General features: G+C 70.8%; 13 protein-coding genes and 1 pseudogene. 7 read left to right on the forward strand and 7 right to left on the reverse strand.

Annotation, left to right across the window (positions count from 1 at the left end; all coding sequences use genetic code 11):
- Positions 1-91, forward strand: a pseudogene (locus tag AB0E88_RS26405) (NAD(P)-binding protein); the annotation flags it as partial.
- 34 nt (positions 92-125) lie between these two features.
- On the opposite strand, the gene uvrA reads toward AB0E88_RS26405, so the two are convergent.
- A complete protein-coding gene (gene uvrA / locus AB0E88_RS26410) occupies positions 126-3,161 on the reverse strand; it encodes an excinuclease ABC subunit UvrA (protein WP_361635165.1) in 3,036 nt (1,011 codons plus the stop codon).
- 222 nt (positions 3,162-3,383) lie between these two features.
- On the opposite strand from uvrA, the gene AB0E88_RS26415 reads away from it, so the two are divergent.
- The 5 genes from AB0E88_RS26415 to AB0E88_RS26435 all read left to right on the forward strand — a co-directional run bounded on the left by AB0E88_RS26415 (position 3,384) and on the right by AB0E88_RS26435 (position 7,524).
- Positions 3,384-4,097, forward strand: a complete 714-nt coding sequence (locus AB0E88_RS26415) for a maleylpyruvate isomerase family mycothiol-dependent enzyme (RefSeq protein ID WP_361635168.1) — start codon at positions 3,384-3,386, stop codon at positions 4,095-4,097.
- A gap of 58 nt (positions 4,098-4,155) precedes the next feature.
- Positions 4,156-4,812, forward strand: a complete 657-nt coding sequence (locus AB0E88_RS26420) for an MBL fold metallo-hydrolase (RefSeq protein ID WP_361635171.1) — start codon at positions 4,156-4,158, stop codon at positions 4,810-4,812.
- A gap of 150 nt (positions 4,813-4,962) precedes the next feature.
- Positions 4,963-5,850 carry an ABC transporter substrate-binding protein gene (locus AB0E88_RS26425; protein WP_361635174.1) on the forward strand — a complete coding sequence of 296 codons (888 nt, stop codon included), beginning with the start codon at positions 4,963-4,965 and terminating at the stop codon, positions 5,848-5,850.
- A 10-nt stretch (positions 5,851-5,860) separates the two neighbouring features.
- Complete coding sequence (locus AB0E88_RS26430) at positions 5,861-6,775, forward strand: amino acid ABC transporter permease (protein WP_361635177.1); 915 nt, start codon at positions 5,861-5,863, stop codon at positions 6,773-6,775.
- Positions 6,776-6,795: 20 nt separating this feature from the next.
- Entirely contained in the window at positions 6,796-7,524 is a 729-nt protein-coding gene (locus AB0E88_RS26435) for an amino acid ABC transporter ATP-binding protein (protein ID WP_361635341.1), read from the forward strand.
- A gap of 133 nt (positions 7,525-7,657) precedes the next feature.
- Here AB0E88_RS26435 and aroQ read toward each other — a convergent pair whose 3' ends face one another.
- Entirely contained in the window at positions 7,658-8,131 is a 474-nt protein-coding gene (gene aroQ / locus AB0E88_RS26440; RefSeq protein WP_361635179.1) for a type II 3-dehydroquinate dehydratase, read from the reverse strand.
- Positions 8,132-8,352: 221 nt separating this feature from the next.
- On the opposite strand from aroQ, the gene AB0E88_RS26445 reads away from it, so the two are divergent.
- Entirely contained in the window at positions 8,353-9,624 is a 1,272-nt protein-coding gene (locus AB0E88_RS26445) for an MFS transporter (protein WP_361635182.1), read from the forward strand.
- Between the two features lie 21 nt (positions 9,625-9,645).
- On the opposite strand, the gene AB0E88_RS26450 is transcribed toward AB0E88_RS26445, so the two are convergent.
- From AB0E88_RS26450 to uvrB, 5 genes are all read right to left on the reverse strand, one after another.
- The gene (locus AB0E88_RS26450; protein WP_361635185.1) at positions 9,646-10,746 is read right to left on the reverse strand and encodes an ionic transporter y4hA; all 1,101 of its coding nucleotides are present in this window, start codon (positions 10,744-10,746) and stop codon (positions 9,646-9,648) included.
- A gap of 416 nt (positions 10,747-11,162) precedes the next feature.
- Complete coding sequence (locus AB0E88_RS26455) at positions 11,163-12,179, reverse strand: TerC family protein (protein WP_361635188.1); 1,017 nt, start codon at positions 12,177-12,179, stop codon at positions 11,163-11,165.
- Between the two features lie 222 nt (positions 12,180-12,401).
- Positions 12,402-14,492 carry a TerD family protein gene (locus AB0E88_RS26460; RefSeq protein ID WP_361635191.1) on the reverse strand — a complete coding sequence of 697 codons (2,091 nt, stop codon included), beginning with the start codon at positions 14,490-14,492 and terminating at the stop codon, positions 12,402-12,404.
- Positions 14,493-14,557: 65 nt separating this feature from the next.
- The gene (locus tag AB0E88_RS26465) at positions 14,558-15,136 is read right to left on the reverse strand and encodes a TerD family protein (RefSeq protein ID WP_361635194.1); all 579 of its coding nucleotides are present in this window, start codon (positions 15,134-15,136) and stop codon (positions 14,558-14,560) included.
- 166 nt (positions 15,137-15,302) lie between these two features.
- Positions 15,303-17,459 (reverse strand): excinuclease ABC subunit UvrB, encoded by a 2,157-nt coding sequence (uvrB, locus tag AB0E88_RS26470; RefSeq protein ID WP_361635197.1) that lies wholly within the window; start codon positions 17,457-17,459, stop codon positions 15,303-15,305.
- Positions 17,460-17,469: the final 10 nt, after the last annotated feature.

The raw sequence follows: 17,469 nt of genomic DNA on the forward strand, positions 1-17,469 counted from the left end.
ACTCGTCATCGGCACGGGTCTGATCGGCACCTCCGCCGCCCTCGCCCTCGCCCAGCGCGGTGTCACCGTCCACCTCGTCGACCACGACCCGGCTCCGAGGAGGCACCGCCCGCCGGTGGCGCGGGTCAGGCCTTGCGCGCCCGCGTCGTCTTCGCCGCGGCCGCCTTCTTGGCCGTGGCCGTCTTGCTGGCCGTGGCCGTCTTCTTGGCAGCCGTGCCGTCGACCGCCTTGGTGGCGGTCTTTCGGGTCCCCGCTGCCGCCGCCACGGTCTTGGCGGGTGCCTTCCGGCGGGCCGCGGGCACGGTGGCGTCGCTGATCCGGTCCGCGCCGAGGATCTCCCGCAGGAACTTGCCGGTGTGGCTGGCCGGAACCGCCGCGACCTCCTCGGGCGTGCCCTCGGCGACCACCAGGCCGCCGCCGGCGCCGCCCTCCGGGCCCATGTCGACGAGCCAGTCGGCGGTCTTGATCACATCGAGGTTGTGCTCGATGACGATGACCGTGTTGCCCTTCTCGACCAGGCCGGAGAGCACCTTCAGGAGCTTGCTGATGTCCTCGAAGTGCAGACCGGTGGTCGGCTCGTCCAGGACGTAGACCGTGCGGCCGGTGGAGCGCTTCTGCAGCTCGCTGGCGAGCTTGACGCGCTGCGCCTCACCACCGGACAGGGTGGTCGCGGACTGGCCGAGGCGGACGTAGCCGAGACCGACGTCGTTCAGCGTCTTCAGGTGGCGGTTGATCGCCGGAACGGCCTCGAAGAAGTTCATGGCTTCCTCGATCGGCATGTTCAGGACCTCGGCGATGGACTTGCCCTTGTAGTGGACTTCCAGGGTCTCCCGGTTGTACCGGGCGCCGTGGCAGACCTCGCACGGGACGTAGACGTCCGGGAGGAAGTTCATCTCGATCTTGATGGTGCCGTCGCCCGCGCAGTTCTCGCAGCGGCCGCCCTTGACGTTGAAGGAGAAGCGGCCCGGCATGTAGCCGCGCACCTTCGCCTCGGTGGTCTCGGCGAACAGCTTGCGGATGTGGTCGAAGACGCCGGTGTATGTCGCCGGGTTCGAGCGCGGGGTGCGGCCGATCGGCGACTGATCCACGTGCACGACCTTGTCGACGAGGTCGTCGCCCTCGACGCGCGTGTGCCGCCCGGGGACGCCCCGCGCGCCGTTCAGCTCGCGCGCCAGGTGCGTGTACAGGATGTCGTTGACCAGGGTCGACTTGCCGGAACCGGACACGCCGGTGACCGCCGTGAACAGGCCCAGCGGGAAGGACACGTCGATGTCCTGGAGGTTGTTCTCCCGGGCGCCGTGCACGGTGAGCTGCCGAGACGGGTCGCGGGGGCGGCGCACGTCGGGCAGCGGGATCGCCTTGCGGCCGGACAGGTACTGACCGGTCTGCGACTCCTTGTTGGCGAGCAGCTCCTTCAGGGAGCCGCTGTGCACGACCTTGCCGCCGTGCTCGCCGGCGCCGGGGCCGATGTCGACGATCCAGTCGGCGACCTTGATGGTGTCCTCGTCGTGCTCGACGACGATGAGCGTGTTGCCCATGTCGCGCAGCCGGACCAGGGTCTCGATCAGCCGGTGGTTGTCGCGCTGGTGCAGACCGATGGACGGCTCGTCGAGGACGTACAGGACGCCGACGAGGCCGGAGCCGATCTGGGTCGCCAGCCGGATGCGCTGGGCCTCGCCGCCGGAGAGCGTGCCGGCCGCGCGGTTCAGCGAGAGGTAGTCCAGGCCGACGTCGACGAGGAACCGCAGCCGCTCGTTGACCTCCTTCAGGACCCGCTCGGCGATCTTCTTGTCGCGGGCGGTCAGCTTGAGCCGGCCGAGGAAGTCGGCGCAGTCGCTGATCGACATCGCCGAGACCTCGGCGATCGACTTCTCCATGATCGTGACGGCGAGGACGACCGGCTTCAGACGCGTGCCCTGACAGGAGGGGCAGGGCACCTCGCGCATGTAGCCCTCGAAGCGCTCACGGCTCGCGTCGGACTCCGACTCGCTGTGCCGGCGCTTGACGAAGGGCACCGCGCCCTCGAAGGGCGTCGTGTACACCCGCTCGCGCCCGTAGCGGTTGCGGTAGCGGACCTCGATCTGCGTCTTGTGGCCGTGGAGGAGGGCCTTCTTCGCGCGCTGCGGCAGGCCCGCGAAGGGAATGTCGGTGCGGAAGCCGAGGGCGTCGGCGAGCGCGCCGATCAGACGGTCGAAGTAGTCCTTGGTGTGACCGTGCGACCAGGGGTGGATGGCGCCCTCGTCGAGGGTCTTGTCGGGGTCCGGGACGATCAGCTCCGGGTCGACCTCCATGCGCGTGCCGATGCCGGTGCACTCGGGGCAGGCGCCGAAGGGCGAGTTGAAGGAGAAGGAACGCGGCTCCAGCTCCTCGAAGGACAGGTCGTCGTACGGGCAGTACAGGTGCTCGGAGAACATCCGCTCGCGCTCGGGGTCGTCCTCGGCGAGGTCGACGAAGTCGAGCACGACCATGCCTCCGGACAGTCCGAGGGCGGTCTCCACGGAGTCGGTGAGGCGGCGCTTGGCGGAGTCCTTCACCGTGAGGCGGTCGACGACCACCTCGATGGTGTGCTTCTCCTGCTTCTTCAGCGTGGGCGGGCTGGAGAGCTGGACCGTCTCCCCGTCCACGCGCGCGCGGGAGTAGCCCTTGGCCTGGAGGTCGGCGAAGAGGTCGACGAACTCGCCCTTGCGCTCGCGCACCAGCGGCGAGAGCACCTGGAAGCGGCTCCCCTCCGGCAGCTCCAGGACCCGGTCGACGATGGCCTGCGGCGACTGGCGCGTGATGGGGCGGCCGCACTCGGGACAGTGCGGCTTGCCGATGCGCGCGAACAGCAGACGCAGGTAGTCGTAGACCTCGGTGATGGTGCCGACCGTGGAGCGCGGGTTGCGCGAGGTCGACTTCTGGTCGATGGAGACGGCCGGGGACAGGCCCTCGATGAAGTCGACGTCCGGCTTGTCCATCTGCCCGAGGAACTGGCGGGCGTACGAGGAGAGCGACTCCACATAGCGCCGCTGGCCCTCGGCGAAGATCGTGTCGAAGGCCAGGGAGGACTTGCCCGACCCGGAAAGCCCCGTGAAGACGATGAGCGAGTCCCTGGGCAGGTCGAGCGAGACGTTCTTCAGGTTGTGCTCGCGCGCGCCACGGACGATGAGACGGTCGGCCACGCCGGTCCGCACCTTTCTTGAGAGAGATGACAGGGGCGGGGCCCCCGTCTTCTCCAGACTAGGGGGAGCCACTGACAACGCCGGTCGGATTCATGAGGTGACAACAAACCCCGGCTCTCCAGCATGCCCGACGCCACGACCGACCATATAGCACGTGCATTCGATTTACGGCACTACTGCGGGCGCTTCACCCGAACGTGTGGCGCGACTAATGTCAGCACCATGATTGATCACGCGCATGACCTGGCGTCTGTACGTGACGCCACCGACCGGCTGCTCAGCGCAGTCGCCGAACTGGACAACGCATCGGTGGCCGAACCGTCACGGTTGCCCGGCTGGAGCCGCGGACATGTCCTCGCTCACATCGCCCGCAACGCCGCCGCCCTCGTGAACGTCCTCGAAGGCCGGCCCATGTACGTCTCCGGCGACGCCCGGGACGCCGACATCGAGCGGGACGCCCCGCGCACGCTGGACGCCCAGCTCACCGATCTGCGGGAGAGCGCCGCGCGGTTCCAGGCTGCCGGTACGGCGCCCCAGGACTGGTCGCGGACCGTCGAGCTGCGCAACGGCGTGACGGACGCCGCCGCCCGGGTGCCGTTCCGGCGCTGGGCCGAGGTGGAGCTGCACCACGTGGACCTCGGGATCGGCTACGAGCTGGAGGACCTGCCGGCCGACTTCACCGAGCGGGAGATCGACTTCCTCGCGGCCCGGTTCCGCGGACATCCCGAGGTGCCGGCGACCCTCGTCACGGACGGCACACGCGTGTGGCGCACCGGACGGGACAGCGGGCAGGCCGCCGCGGGCGCCAAGGGGGCGGACACCGAGGTCACCGTCTCCGGCAAGCCGGCCGAGCTGCTGGGGTGGCTGGCCGGGCGGCGCGACGGGGCCGCGCTCGACGTGGACGGCGGCACGCTGCCGTCCCTGCCGCCTCTGTAGGAGCGGCTCCGAGCGGCTCCGGGTTCTCCGGCGGCGTCCCGGCGATAGGCTGACGGTCATGACGTACAGCGGACAGGTGACGGTCGGCGGCCCGGCGGACGTGCACGAGCTGAAAGACCTGATGATCACCAAGATCGCGGTCGGCCCCATGGACAACAACGCCTATCTGCTGCGCTGCCGGGCCACGGACGAACAGCTCCTGATCGACGCGGCCGCCGACGCGCACACGTTGCTCGGCATGATCGGTGACGACGGCATCGCGTCCGTCGTCACCACCCATCAGCACGGCGACCACTGGCAGGCCCTCGCGCAGGTCGTGGCGGCCACCGGCGCGCGCACCCATGCGGGCCGCGACGACGCGGAGGGCATCCCGGTGCCCACCGACGTCCTGGTGGACGACGGCGACACCATCCGTGTCGGGCAGGTCGAGCTGACCGCCCGCCACCTCGTCGGACACACGCCGGGCTCGATCGCGCTCGTCTACGACGACCCGCACGGGCATCCGCACGTCTTCACCGGCGACTGCCTCTTCCCCGGCGGTGTGGGCAACACCCGCAAGGACCCGAAGGCGTTCGCGAGCCTGATCCACGACGCCGAGACCAAGATCTTCGCCGTCCTGCCCGACGAGACCTGGGTCTACCCGGGCCACGGCAACGACACCACGCTGGGCGCGGAGCGGCCGCATCTGCCGGAGTGGCGCGCGCGGGGCTGGTGACGGACACCGAGGGGCGCGCGGAGGTCCGTGCGCCCTACGTGAACGCCGGGCCCACGAGGCCGTTCACGCGACTGCAACACCCGTTCCCAGCATGCGGACAGACGTCGACGTGACCTCGACAAACGCGATGATCGCTGCCACTCTCCCGCCATGCACCCTGCCCTCCGCGCCCTGCGCGGCGCCGTCACCGCCGCCTCCGTAGCCCTCCTCGCCACCGCCGTCGGCTGCGCGCCGCAGCCGGAAGGGGACGCCACGGCCAAGCCGTCGGGTTCGGCCGGCGGATCCTCCTGCACCCCGGGGAAGTTGGCCACCAAGACGTCGGGCAAGATCACCGTCGCCACCGACGAGCCCGCCTACGAGCCGTGGTTCAAGGACGGCAAGCCCGCGAACGGCAAGGGCTTCGAGTCGGCGGTCGCCTACGCGGTGGCCCAGCGGCTCGGCTACGGCACGGACGCCGTGGTGTGGCAGAGCGTGCCGTTCAACAAGGCGTTCGCGCCCGGTGAGAAGACCTTCGACTTCGATGTCAACCAGGTCTCCATCAGCGACGAGCGCAAGAAGGCGGTGGACTTCTCGTCCGGCTACTACGACGTCCGCCAGGCGGTCATCGCGCTCAAGGACAGCAAGGCCGCGAAAGCGAAGAGCATCGCCGACCTGAAGAACCTGAAGCTGGGCGCCCAGGTCGGCACGACCAGCCTCGACTACATCGACGACGTCGTGCGCCCCTCCCGGCCCGCCGCCGCGTACGCCAAGAACGACCAGGCCAAGTCCGCGCTGAAGAACGGTCAGGTGGACGCCATCGTCGTCGACCTGCCCACCGCCTTCTACATCACCTCCGCCGAGGTGACGGACGCGAAGATCGTCGGCCAGTTCGAGAACCAGGGCGCCGCGCCGGAGCAGTTCGGGCTCGTCCTCGACAAGGGCAGCGCCCTCACCCCGTGCGTGACCACCGCGGTGGACGCCCTGCGCAAGGACGGCACGCTGGCGAAGCTGGAGCAGCAGTGGCTCTCCGACGCCGTCGACGCGCCGGTGCTGAAGTGACGGAGCCGCGATGACCGTCATGAAGGAGGAGTCGGGAGAGGACTCCGGCAAGGACTGCGACGGCGACATGCCCGGCGACGGGTACACCCCGTCGCGGCGCCGGCTGGAGCGGGAGCGTTTCCGGCGCGCCCGCGCCCGGCGCGCCACCGCCGTCGCCGCACTCTCCACGCTCGTCACGGGCGTCCTGCTCTATCTGGTCGTCGTCAACGCGCCGGGCTGGCCGCGCACCAAGGAGACGTTCTTCAGCGCGCGGTACGCGCGTGAGGCGCTGCCCAAGGTGCTCGACGGACTGTGGCTGAACGTGCGCCTGCTGCTGATCTGCGGGGTGGCGGTGCTGATCCTCGGCATGCTGATCGCCATCGCCCGCACACTGCGCGGCCCGGTGTTCTTCCCGCTGCGGGCGCTCGCGGCGGCCTACACGGACTTCTTCCGCGGACTGCCGCTCATCATCAACCTGATGATCGTGGTCCTGGGCGTGCCCGCCCTGCGTCTGCAGGGCGTCACCGTCGATCCGGTCCTGCTGGGCGGTACGGCGCTGACGCTGACGTACTCCGCGTATGTCGCCGAGGTGTTCCGGGCCGGCATCGAGTCGATCCACCCCTCGCAGCGCGCGGCCGCCCGCTCACTCGGCCTGACCAACCGTCAGGCGCTGCGCCACGTCGTGCTGCCGCAGGCCGTGCGCCGCCAGGTGCCGCCGCTGCTGAACGACCTGGTGTCCCTGCAGAAGGACACCGGTCTCGTGTCGATCGGCGGTGCCGTGGACGCCGTACGGGCGGCGGACATCATCGTCGGCCGCAGCCTCAACTACACGCCGTACATCGTCGCGGGGCTGGTCTTCGTGGCGCTGACCATCCCGATGACCCGGCTCACGGACTGGGTGACGGCCCGCATGGACCGGCAGCGGGCCCAAGGAGGTTCCCTGTGAGTGACGCGCCCGTGCTGCGCATGGAGGCCGTCCGCAAGACCTTCGGCGGCTCGGTGGTCCTGCGGGACGTCGACCTCGAGGTCGCCCCGCACACGGTGACCGCGCTGATCGGCGCCTCCGGCTCCGGAAAGTCGACACTGCTGCGCTGCGCCAACCTGCTGGAGGACATCGACGACGGCGCGATCTGGCTGGACGGCGAGGAGATCACCGACCCTCGGGCGGACCAGGACGCGGTGCGGCGCCGGATCGGCGTGGTCTTCCAGGCGTACAACCTCTTCCCGCACATGACCGTGCTGGACAACATCACCCTCGCGCCGCGCCGCGTCCACGGCGTCTCCCGCGCCGACGCCGAGGCACACGCGCGTGAGCTGCTCGAGCGCCTCGGGCTCGGTGACAAGGCGGGTGCCTACCCGGACCGGCTGAGCGGCGGCCAGCAGCAGCGCGTGGCCATCGTGCGCGCCCTGGCCGTACGTCCCCGGCTGCTGCTGCTCGACGAGATCACCGCGGCACTCGACCCCGAACTGGTCGGCGAGGTGCTCGACGTGGTGCGCGGGCTGAAGGAGGACGGCATGACCATGGTCCTCGCCACCCACGAGATGGGGTTCGCGCGCGACGTCGCCGACCAGGTGTGCTTCCTGGACGGCGGGGTCGTCCTGGAACGCGGTACCGCGCAGGAGGTCTTCGGCGACCCGCGGCAGGAGCGCACACGGCGCTTCCTGCGGCGGATCGTGGAGGCGGGGCGGCTGTGAGCGGCCGGGCCCGCCGGACGCCGACGGACGGCAGGGGCGTCCGGAGCCTCCGGAGTGTTCGGCGTGTTCGAGCCGCTCGGTAAGGGACGCCCCCTATGGCCGGCGGGGCTTACGCGTCCATGGCCGGCGGGGCTTACGCGTCGGCCTGAGCGGCCCCCACCAGAGCGGCGACGCGCTCCACACCGAAGACGTAGCCCTGCACACCGCACCCGGCGATGACGCCGTCGGCACGCAGCGAGACGTAGGAGTGGTGCCGGAAGGACTCGCGCTGGTGGACGTTGGAGATGTGCACCTCGATCACCGGCAGGCCGTCGCAGGTGTTGAGGGCGTCCAGGATCGCCACCGAGGTGTGGGAGTAGGCGGCCGGGTTGATGACGATCCCGCAGTGGTTAAGCCGTGCCTCGTGGATCCAGTCGACCAGCTCGCCCTCGTGGTTGGACTGCCGGAAGTCGACCGTGCCGCCGTGCGCGGCCGCCGCCTCGGTACACAGCGCCTCGACGTCGGCGAGGGTGTCGGAGCCGTAGATCTCCGGCTGGCGCTGCCCGAGCAGGTTCAGGTTGGGGCCGTTCAGGATCATGATCGGCGCGCTGGCCAGGGTGCGGGGCACGGTTCCTCCGGTCCGGTCGGGGGGCGGCGACCCGGCGGGGCCGCTGCTCGCTCCTCGGTCTATCACGCTGCCCCGGCCCGCCGACGGCCCTGCCCCCACCCTGCCGGGCGCATCACCGTCGCCCGCTGCCTGCCCCAGTGCCTCCGCGCGCCCCGTAACCGTGGGTGAGCGCGGGTGGTTGACGCGGCATGCACGACGTACGCAGCGCGAGGACACCGTCCATGCCACGGCTCGCGGCCGCCTCGCTCGCGGGCACGGCCATCGAGTTCTACGACTTCTTCGTCTACGGGACCGCGGCCGCCCTGGTCCTCGGCCCGCTGTTCTTCCCCGCCTTCTCACCGCTGGCCGGAACCCTGGCCGCCTTCGCGACGTTCGGCGTGGGATTCGTCGCCCGCCCGCTCGGCTCGGTGCTCTTCGGGCACATCGGGGACCGGCGCGGGCGGCGGCCGGTGCTGATCGCCTCCCTGCTGCTCACGGGGGCCGCGACGGTGGGCGTCGGCTGTGTGCCGACGTACGGCACGATCGGTGCCGCCGCCCCGCTGCTGCTGGTCGTGCTGCGGTTCGTGCAGGGGCTCGGGCTCGGCGGCGAGTGGGGCGGTGCGGTGCTGCTCACCGCGGAGCACGCCCCGGCGGCGCGCCGCGCACTGTGGTCGAGCTTTCCGCAGGTGGGGCCGGCGGTCGGGTTCCTGCTGGCGAACGCGATGGTGCTGGCCCTCGCCTCGGTGCTCACGGAGGCCCAGTTCGCCGCCTGGGGATGGCGAGTGCCGTTCTGGGTGGCGGGCGTGCTGGCGCTGGCGGGGCTGTGGCTGCGGTCGTCGCTCGCCGAGAGCCCCCGGTTCCTGGAGATCGACGACCACGCGCGCGTGCCGCTCGCCGAGATCGTGCGCCACCACGGGCGGCTGGTGCTGCTGACGGCCGGTGCGCTCGCCGCCGGTTACGCGATCTTCTACGCCGTGACCACCTGGTCGCTGGCCTACGCGACGGAGCGGCTCGGGGTGAGCCGCCCGGTGATGCTGGGCTGCATCATGGCGGCCGTGGTACTCAAGGGCGCGCTGACGCCGCTGGCGGCGATGCTGGGTGACCGTTTCGGGCGACGGCCGCTGTGCCTGGTGGGGTGTGCGGCCTCCGCGCTGTGGATGTTCCCGATGGTCGCGCTGCTCGCCACGGGTGAGCCGCTGCCGATGTTCCTGGGCATCGCGGGCGCCCTGATCGCATTCGTCACCATGTTCGCCGTCATCGCCGCCTACCTGCCCGAGCTGTACGAGCCGCGGGTGCGCTGCACGGGCGCCGCGGTCGGCTACAACCTCGGCGGCGTCCTCGGGGGCGCGCTCACCCCGATCGTGGCGACCGCGCTGGCGGAGCGGGGCGGGCGGGTGCCGTGGGGCGTCGGCGCGTATCTCACCGCGATCGCGCTGATCAGCCTCGGCTGTTTCGCCCTGCTGCCGGAGACCCGCCCGGTACCGGTACCGGTCGTCAGCCCGGCCGTGGACTGACCACCGGCGCTCAGGACGCCCCTAGGGATTGATCGCCAGCTCCAGGTACGCCGCGAAGAGCACCAGGTGCACGCCTCCCTGAAGGGGAGTGGCCCGTCCCGGCACGACCGTCAGCGAGGCGACCACCACGGTCAGGGCCAGCAGCACCATGTGGAGCGAGTTGAGGCCGAGGACCAGCGGCCCGGACAGCCAGATGGACGCCAGGGCGACCGCGGGGATGGTCAGGCCGATGCTGGCCATGGAGGAGCCGAGCGCCAGGTTCAGGCTGGTCTGCACCCGGTCGCGGCGCGCGGAGCGCACCGCGGCGATGGTCTCGGGCAGCAGCACGAGCAGCGCGATGATGACGCCGACGACGGCGTGGTGCAGTCCGGCGGCGGCCACGCCCTTCTCGATCGTCGGGGACACCCCCTTGGCGAGGCCCACCACGCCGATCAGGGCCAGGGCCAGCAGGCCCAGGCTGATCTTCGCCGTCCGGGCGGAGGGTGCCTGCGCGTGGTCGTCCTCGGTGATGACCTGGCCCTCCCGGGTGAGCGGGAGGAAGTAGTCGCGGTGTCTCATGGTCTGGGTCGCCACGAACAGCCCGTAGAGGATCAGCGAGGACAGGGCGGCGAAGGTGAGCTGTGCCGGGGAGAACTCCGGTCCCGGCTTGCTCGTGGTGAACGTCGGCAGCACCAGGCTGAGCGTCGCCAGCGTCGCCACGGTGGCGAGGGCGGCGCCGGTGCCCTCCGGGTTGAAGATCGCGGTGCCGTGGCGCAGCGAGCCGACGAGCAGGCTGATCCCGACGACGCCGTTGCAGGTGATCATCACGGCGGCGAACACCGTGTCCCGGGCGAGGGTGGCGGACTTGTCGCCACCGTCGGCCATCAGGGTGACGATCAGCGCCACCTCGATGATCGTGACGGCGACGGCGAGCACCAGGGATCCGAAGGGTTCCCCGACCCGGTGGGCGACCACCTCGGCGTGATGGACGGCGGCCAGGACGGAACCTGCGAGCACCACCGTCATCACCGCGACGACCGCGCCGGGCATGTCGCGTCCCCAGGTGAAGATCAGCAGCACGACCGCGAGAGCGGGCACGAGGGACGTCCACTGGGCGGTGAGCGACCTGAGCCGAGCGATCATGGGCCGATCGTCGCAGAGGGGGGCGGCCTTCGCATTCCGATCGTCCGGCCCGTGCGCCGGCCCGGCGCCTTCCGGTGCCGAGGGCTGGGTGAGGGGGTTCTTGCCGCGCGGGATAGGGCGTCTCCTCTCGGTGGTGGTCGGTGACGGACGGGGTGAGAGACGTAAGGGGGCGGGTATGTCGGGCGGGGCGGCCGCGGCAGTGGGGCTGACCCCGGCGCAGCGGCCGTCGGGCTGGGGCGTGGCGGCCGTCGGGCTCAGGCGCGGCGGCCGTCGGGCTGGGGCGGCCGCCGGCCGGATGCGGGCCACCGATGGTGGTTGTCGGGCGGCCCGCCGACGGTGGCTGTCAGACCGGCCGCCGACGGTGGCTGGCACGTGGGCCGCCGGCCGCGATTGTCAGGCGCGGCCGGCCGACGTGGTCACGCCTGGACGTTGTCCTTCGGGGCGTCGGTGCTGTGGGTGTCGGTGCTGTGCTGCTCCGCCGCCTCGACGGCCGCCTGCTTGCGCGAGGCCCGCAGACTGGTGAGCGTCGTGACGAGCAGGACGGCGAGGATGACACCGAGGGAGACCGGGATGCTGATCTCCGGGACATGGACGCCCGACTCGTGCAGCGCGTGCAGCACCAGCTTGACGCCGATGAAGCCGAGGATGATCGACAGCCCGTAGCTCAGGTGCACCAGCTTCCTCAGCAGGCCGCCGATGAGGAAGTACAGCTGCCGGAGGCCCATCAGCGCGAAGGCGTTGGCCGTGAAGACGATGTACGGGTCCTGGGTCAGGCCGAAGATCGCGGGGATGGAGTCCAGGGCGAACAGCACGTCGGTGGTGCCGATCGCGAGCATGACCACGAGCATCGGGGTCATGACCCGCTTGCCGTTCTGCTGGATCCACAGCTTGGTGCCGTGGTAGCGGTCCGCGACGCCGAACCTGCGCTCGACGGCCTTCAGGAGCTTGTTCTCCTCGTACTCCTCGTCCTCCTCGTCGGCCCGGGCCTCCTGGATCAGCTTCCAGGCGGTCCAGATGAGGAAGGCGCCGAAGAGGTAGAAGACCCACGAGAAGCTGGCCAGGATCGCGGCGCCCGCGGCGATGAAGACGGCCCGCAGGACCAGGGCTATGAGCACCCCGACGAGGAGCACCCGCTGCTGGTACTGCGACGGCACCGCGAACTTCGCCATGATCAGGACGAAGACGAAGAGGTTGTCGACGCTCAGCGACTTCTCGGTAATGAAGCCGGCGAAGAACTCGCCGGCGGGCTGTCCGCCGCCGAAGACGAGCAGGCCGAGTCCGAACAGTCCCGCGAGGGCGATCCAGACGACCGTCCAGATTCCGGCTTCCTTGATGGACACGTCGTGCGGCTTGCGGCCGATGAAGAAATCGACCGCGATCAGGGCGGCGAGGCCCACGATGGTCAGGACCCACAGGGTCATCGAAACGTCCACTGCACCTCCGGCAGTCATCACGGCACGTAGCCGACGTCATCGCTACCGGAGGTCTCTTCCACCCGCGGACGGGCCGACGCCCCGGGATCAAGGTGATCCGTATTGACGGGGACGCCGCAGCGACAGGGAGTACTCCCCTCCGTGCCATCAACAGTACCGAATCACCAAGGAAAGGTAAAGTGATTGGCAAAGAGAGGTTCAAAATCCCTGATGGGAGGCGCTTTACGCGTACTTGGTGCGCTCGGCCGCCACCTGGGCCAGCACCTGGCGGAGCACCTGGCTCCCGGCCGGCACCAGCGCGGGCTCGTACGTCCAGGCGTGCCCGACCCACGGGTCGGCCAGGTGGTCGTCGGCCACCGGCGTCAGCCGCAGCAGGGCTCGCCACAGCGGATCGAGCAACGGACCGTAACCGGCGGCGTCCTCGCGGTCGGCGACCATCATCAGATGCACGCCGACGGAGGGCCCCTCGTCGGCGAGGTAGCGCAGCTGGGTCACCGCGCGGTCGTCGAAGCCGTGCGGGAAGTCGTTGACCACCAGCAACTGCTGGGCGGTGTCGAAGCCGGGCGGCAGCGAGTCGGCGACGCCGCCGCGCACCGCCATCTGCACCAGGTCCACGCGCTGCGTCAGCCGGCCCAGCACCTCCGCCACCCCGGCGGCGCCCACGGCCGGCGGCCCTGCGAGCACGCCGGTGTCCGTCAGCGGCGCCAGGGCGCGTGCCGCCGCACCGGCCGGGTCGATCACATGGACCGTGAACTCACCCGCCGGATGCGCGGCGAGCAGGCGTGCGGCATGTGCGACCGCCGTCTCCATCGCCAGCCGTCGCCTCTCGTGGTCGTCGGTGAAGGCCCCGGCCTCCGAGGCGACGTGCCCGCTGTCGATCCACAGGCCGCGCTCCAGCGGCAGCCGCACCAGCATCGGGATGCGCAGCCGGTCGCTCTCGGGCAGGGTCAGATCGCCCAGGCGCAGCGCCATCGGCATCTCCATCGGTACCCGGTAGCCGTGCCAGACCGGGCTGTCCCAGCCGGCGTACGCGGGTGGCAGAGCCGGCTCCACGACCTCCGCCTCGGCCGTCAACTGGGCCACGTCCCGGTCGAAGGCCTGCCGGGCCTGCTCGACGAGCGCGCCGTACCGTGCGCGCGCCTCCTCACGGGCCGCGTCGCCCTGGCCGCCGATCCTGCTGCGGGGGTCGGACAGGATGCGGTCAAGCTCCTTCTCCTGGCGGGTCTCCGCAAAGTCGACGGCGCTGCGGTAGGCGGCGGCCGTGCGGGCGAAGTCCTCGAACATGCCCCACACCTGGTTGTAGAGCCGCTCGTCCATCGTCCAGCCGGTCGCGTCACCGGCGACGGGCTGCGCGGGCTGTCCCGGCTGCGGTGCGGGAGCGCTCGGCGGGGGCGGGGGCGGAGCGGTGTGCCGCCGTCCCGGGTGGGTGTAGTCGATCGGGCCGCCGGTGGCCGACGGTGACGGCCGGTCCGCCACGGCGCCCGGTTCGTTCGCGGCTCCGGCGGCGTGCGCGGGGACGCCGGCCAGCTGCGGGGGGACGCCTACGGGCCGCGGGGGGACACCTGCGGACTGCGGCAGTACCGGACCGGGCGTGCCCTGCGGGGCAGGACCGGGCGTGCCCTGCGGGGCAGGACCGTCGTGCGGCGCCGGACCTCCGTGGGTGGCCGGGTCCGCCTGGGTGGTGCGCCCGGTCTGCGTCGGGGCCGCGGGCTGACGGGTGGGCGTGCCGTCCGGGAGACGCGGCGCCTGCACGGAGCGGGTGAGCCCCTGTGTCACCGCCTCGTTGATGTCGTTCGCCACCTGGCGGGCCTCGGCCAGTCCCTGGTCGGCGAGGAGTTCCGCGAGACCGCCGGCGTACCCCTGGCCGACCGCGCGGACCTTCCAGGCGGTCTGTCTGCGGTACAGCTCCAGGGCGATGACCGCGGACTCGGCGTCCAGGCCGGTCAGGGTGAAGGTGGCGACTTCAGCGCCGTCGAGGCCGGTGACCGCGACGAACGGGGCGGCGACCGCGCCGAAGCGGGCCGGACCCCCGGTGCCCGCGGGCAGGGCCAGCAGCACGTCGACGCGGTGCACGTCGTCCGGCACGGCGCCGAGGTCCACCGCGAGACGGTGGGCGGCGGCCGCCTGCCTGGGTACTTCGAGGCCCGGCAGGCTGGGAGCGCCGGGGTGGACCACCAACTCCGGTCCCCGCACCCGGCCGGCCTCGTCGACGAGCGTCGCGACGGCCACGACCGGGGCTCCGGCCGAGACCCGGATCTCCAGGCGCACCTGGTCCAGCGGGTGGTTCTGCCCCCGCACCAGCTCGGCCGTCATCGCTCAAGTCCCCCTCGGTGTCACCGTGTCGTGCGGCGCGCCGCCCGCGCCCCCCGTTGATGTGTCTAGAGCAGCGGCCAGATGGTCGGCATCAGGTCCTGGAAGGTGCGGCCGTTGGCCGGGGAACCCAGGGCCGTCATCGTCCAGCCGCTGCCCGCCCGGTGCACCTTCGCCATGATCTGGGCCGTGTAGGCGCCGCCGCCCGCGAGCGTGTAGCGGGCCAGTTCCTGGCCGTTGGTCTCGTCGACGAGACGGCAGAACGCGTTCTGCACCTCCTGGAACGTCTGGCCGGTGAAGGAGTTCACCGTGAAGACGATCTGGTCGATGTGGACCGGGACGCGCTGCAGGTCGACGAGGATGGCCTCGTCGTCGCCGCCCTGGCCGACGCCGCCGACGAGGTTGTCGCCGGTGTGACGCACGGAGCCGTCGTCGCTCACCAGGTGGCGGAAGAAGACGACGTCGACCGGCTGCTTGTCCGCGAAGAGAACGGCGGAGGCGTCGAGGTCGATCTCGCGGGTGCGGGAGCCGAACAGGCCGCGGCGGGGGGCCGCCTGCCAGCCGAGGCCCATGCGCACCGCGGTCAGGCTGCCACCGTCGTTCTTCTGCAGACTGATGGCCTGACCTTTGGTCAAGTTGACGGTCACGCGCTGATTCCCCTCTCGAGCAGTCCCCTGTTGCCGCACGGTTCGCGGTTGATCAGAACCCTACGCAGCGGCACCGACAGTGCCGAACCCCGGCGCATGCTTTGTGTCGGTCTTGCAACACAGTGCGTGCGCACCGGGGTCCGGGTGGCAGGGGTGACCGCGGCCGTCAGGCCAGGCCCGCTTCCCTCATCTGGCGCAGCTCCTTCTTCATCTCGGAGACCTCGTCGCGCAGCCGGGCCGCGATCTCGAACTGCAGGTCCGCCGCGGCGGCGCGCATCCGCTCCGTGAGCTCCTCGATCTGCCCGGCCAGCTCGGTGGCCGGCTGGTCGGTGGGCACGGTCTCCTTGGCCTTGCCCTTGGCGGTCTTGGTGGCCTTGGTGCTCTTGGCCGCCTTGGCCGTGTGCGCGCCGAGGGACGGGACGGGGGCCTTGGTGCCGCGGCCGTCCTTCTTCGCCCGGTAGCCGGTGCCGAGCAACTGCTCGGTGTCGACGTCCTCGCGGGCGATCTGCGCGACGATGTCGTTGATCTTCTTGCGCAACGGCTGCGGGTCGATGCCGTTCGCCTTGTTGTAGGCGACCTGCTTCTCCCGGCGGCGATTGGTCTCCTCGATGGCCTTCTCCATCGCCGGGGTGATCTTGTCGGCGTACATGTGGACCTCGCCGGAGACGTTGCGCGCGGCGCGACCGATGGTCTGGATCAGCGAGGTGCCCGAGCGCAGGAAGCCCTCCTTGTCGGCGTCGAGGATCGCCACCAGGGAGACCTCGGGCAGGTCCAGTCCCTCACGCAGCAGGTTGATGCCGACCAGGACGTCGAACTCGCCGGCGCGCAGTTCGCGCAGCAGCTCGACGCGGCGCAGGGTGTCGACGTCGCTGTGGAGATAGCGCACCTGGATGCCGAGCTCCAGGAAGTAGTCCGTGAGGTCCTCGGCCATCTTCTTGGTGAGCGTGGTGACCAGGACGCGCTCGTCCTTGTCGACCCGCTTGCGGATCTCGTGCACCAGGTCGTCGATCTGGCCCTCCGTGGGCTTGACGACGACCTCGGGGTCGATCAGACCGGTCGGGCGGATGATCTGCTCGACCACGCCCTTGGAGCGGGACAGCTCGTACGTTCCCGGGGTGGCCGACAGGTAGACGGTTTGCCCGATGCGCTGCTGGAACTCCTCCCACTTCAGCGGGCGGTTGTCCAGAGCGGAGGGCAGCCGGAACCCGTGCTCGACGAGGGTGCGCTTGCGGGAGGCGTCGCCCTCGTACATGGCACCGATCTGCGGGACGGTGACGTGCGACTCGTCGATGACCAGGAGGAAGTCTTCCGGGAAGTAGTCGAGCAGCGTGTTCGGCGGGGTGCCGGGGGCACGGCCGTCGAAGTGCATCGAGTAGTTCTCGACGCCGGAGCAGGTGCCGATCTGGCGGAGCATCTCCAGGTCGTAGGTGGTGCGCATGCGCAGCCGCTGCTCCTCCAGGAGCTTGCCCTGCTTGCGCAGCTCGGCCAGGCGCTCGTCCAGCTCGGTCTCGATGCCCTTGATCGCGCGCTCCATGCGCTCGGGGCCGGCGACGTAGTGGGAGGCGGGGAAGACGTACAGCTGCTGCTCGTCGCTGATGATCTCGCCGGTGATCGGGTGCAGGGTGGTGAGCGCCTCGATCTCGTCACCGAACATCTCGATGCGGACGGCCAGCTCCTCGTAGACCGGGAAGATCTCGATGGTGTCGCCGCGGACCCGGAAGGTGCCGCGGCTGAAGGCCATGTCGTTGCGCGTGTACTGGATGTCGACGAAGCGGCGCAGCAGCTCGTCGCGGTCGATCTCCTCGCCGACCTTCAGCGGGACCATCCGGTCCACGTACTCCTGGGGTGTACCCAGGCCGTAGATGCAGGAGACGGAGGCGACCACGACGACGTCGCGCCGGGTGAGCAGCGAGTTGGTCGCGGAGTGCCGCAGCCGCTCGACCTCCTCGTTGATCGAGGAGTCCTTCTCGATGTACGTGTCCGACTGGGGGACGTACGCCTCGGGCTGGTAGTAGTCGTAGTACGAGACGAAGTACTCGACCGCGTTGTTCGGCAGGAGCTCGCGGAACTCGTTCGCCAGCTGCGCGGCCAGCGTCTTGTTCGGCGCCATCACCAGGGTGGGGCGCTGGAGCTTCTCGATCATCCACGCGGTGGTGGCGGACTTGCCGGTGCCGGTCGCGCCCAGCAGGACGACGTCCTTCTCGCCGGCCTGGATGCGCCGCGCCAGGTCGGCGATGGCCGTCGGCTGGTCGCCGTTGGGCTGGTAGGGGCTGACGACCTCGATGGGCGCCACCGTGCGTTCGATGTGGGAAACGGGCCGCATGACATCAACC

The sequence above is a fragment of the Streptomyces sp. NPDC028635 genome (assembly GCF_040637635.1).
Taxonomy (GTDB): domain Bacteria; phylum Actinomycetota; class Actinomycetes; order Streptomycetales; family Streptomycetaceae; genus Streptomyces.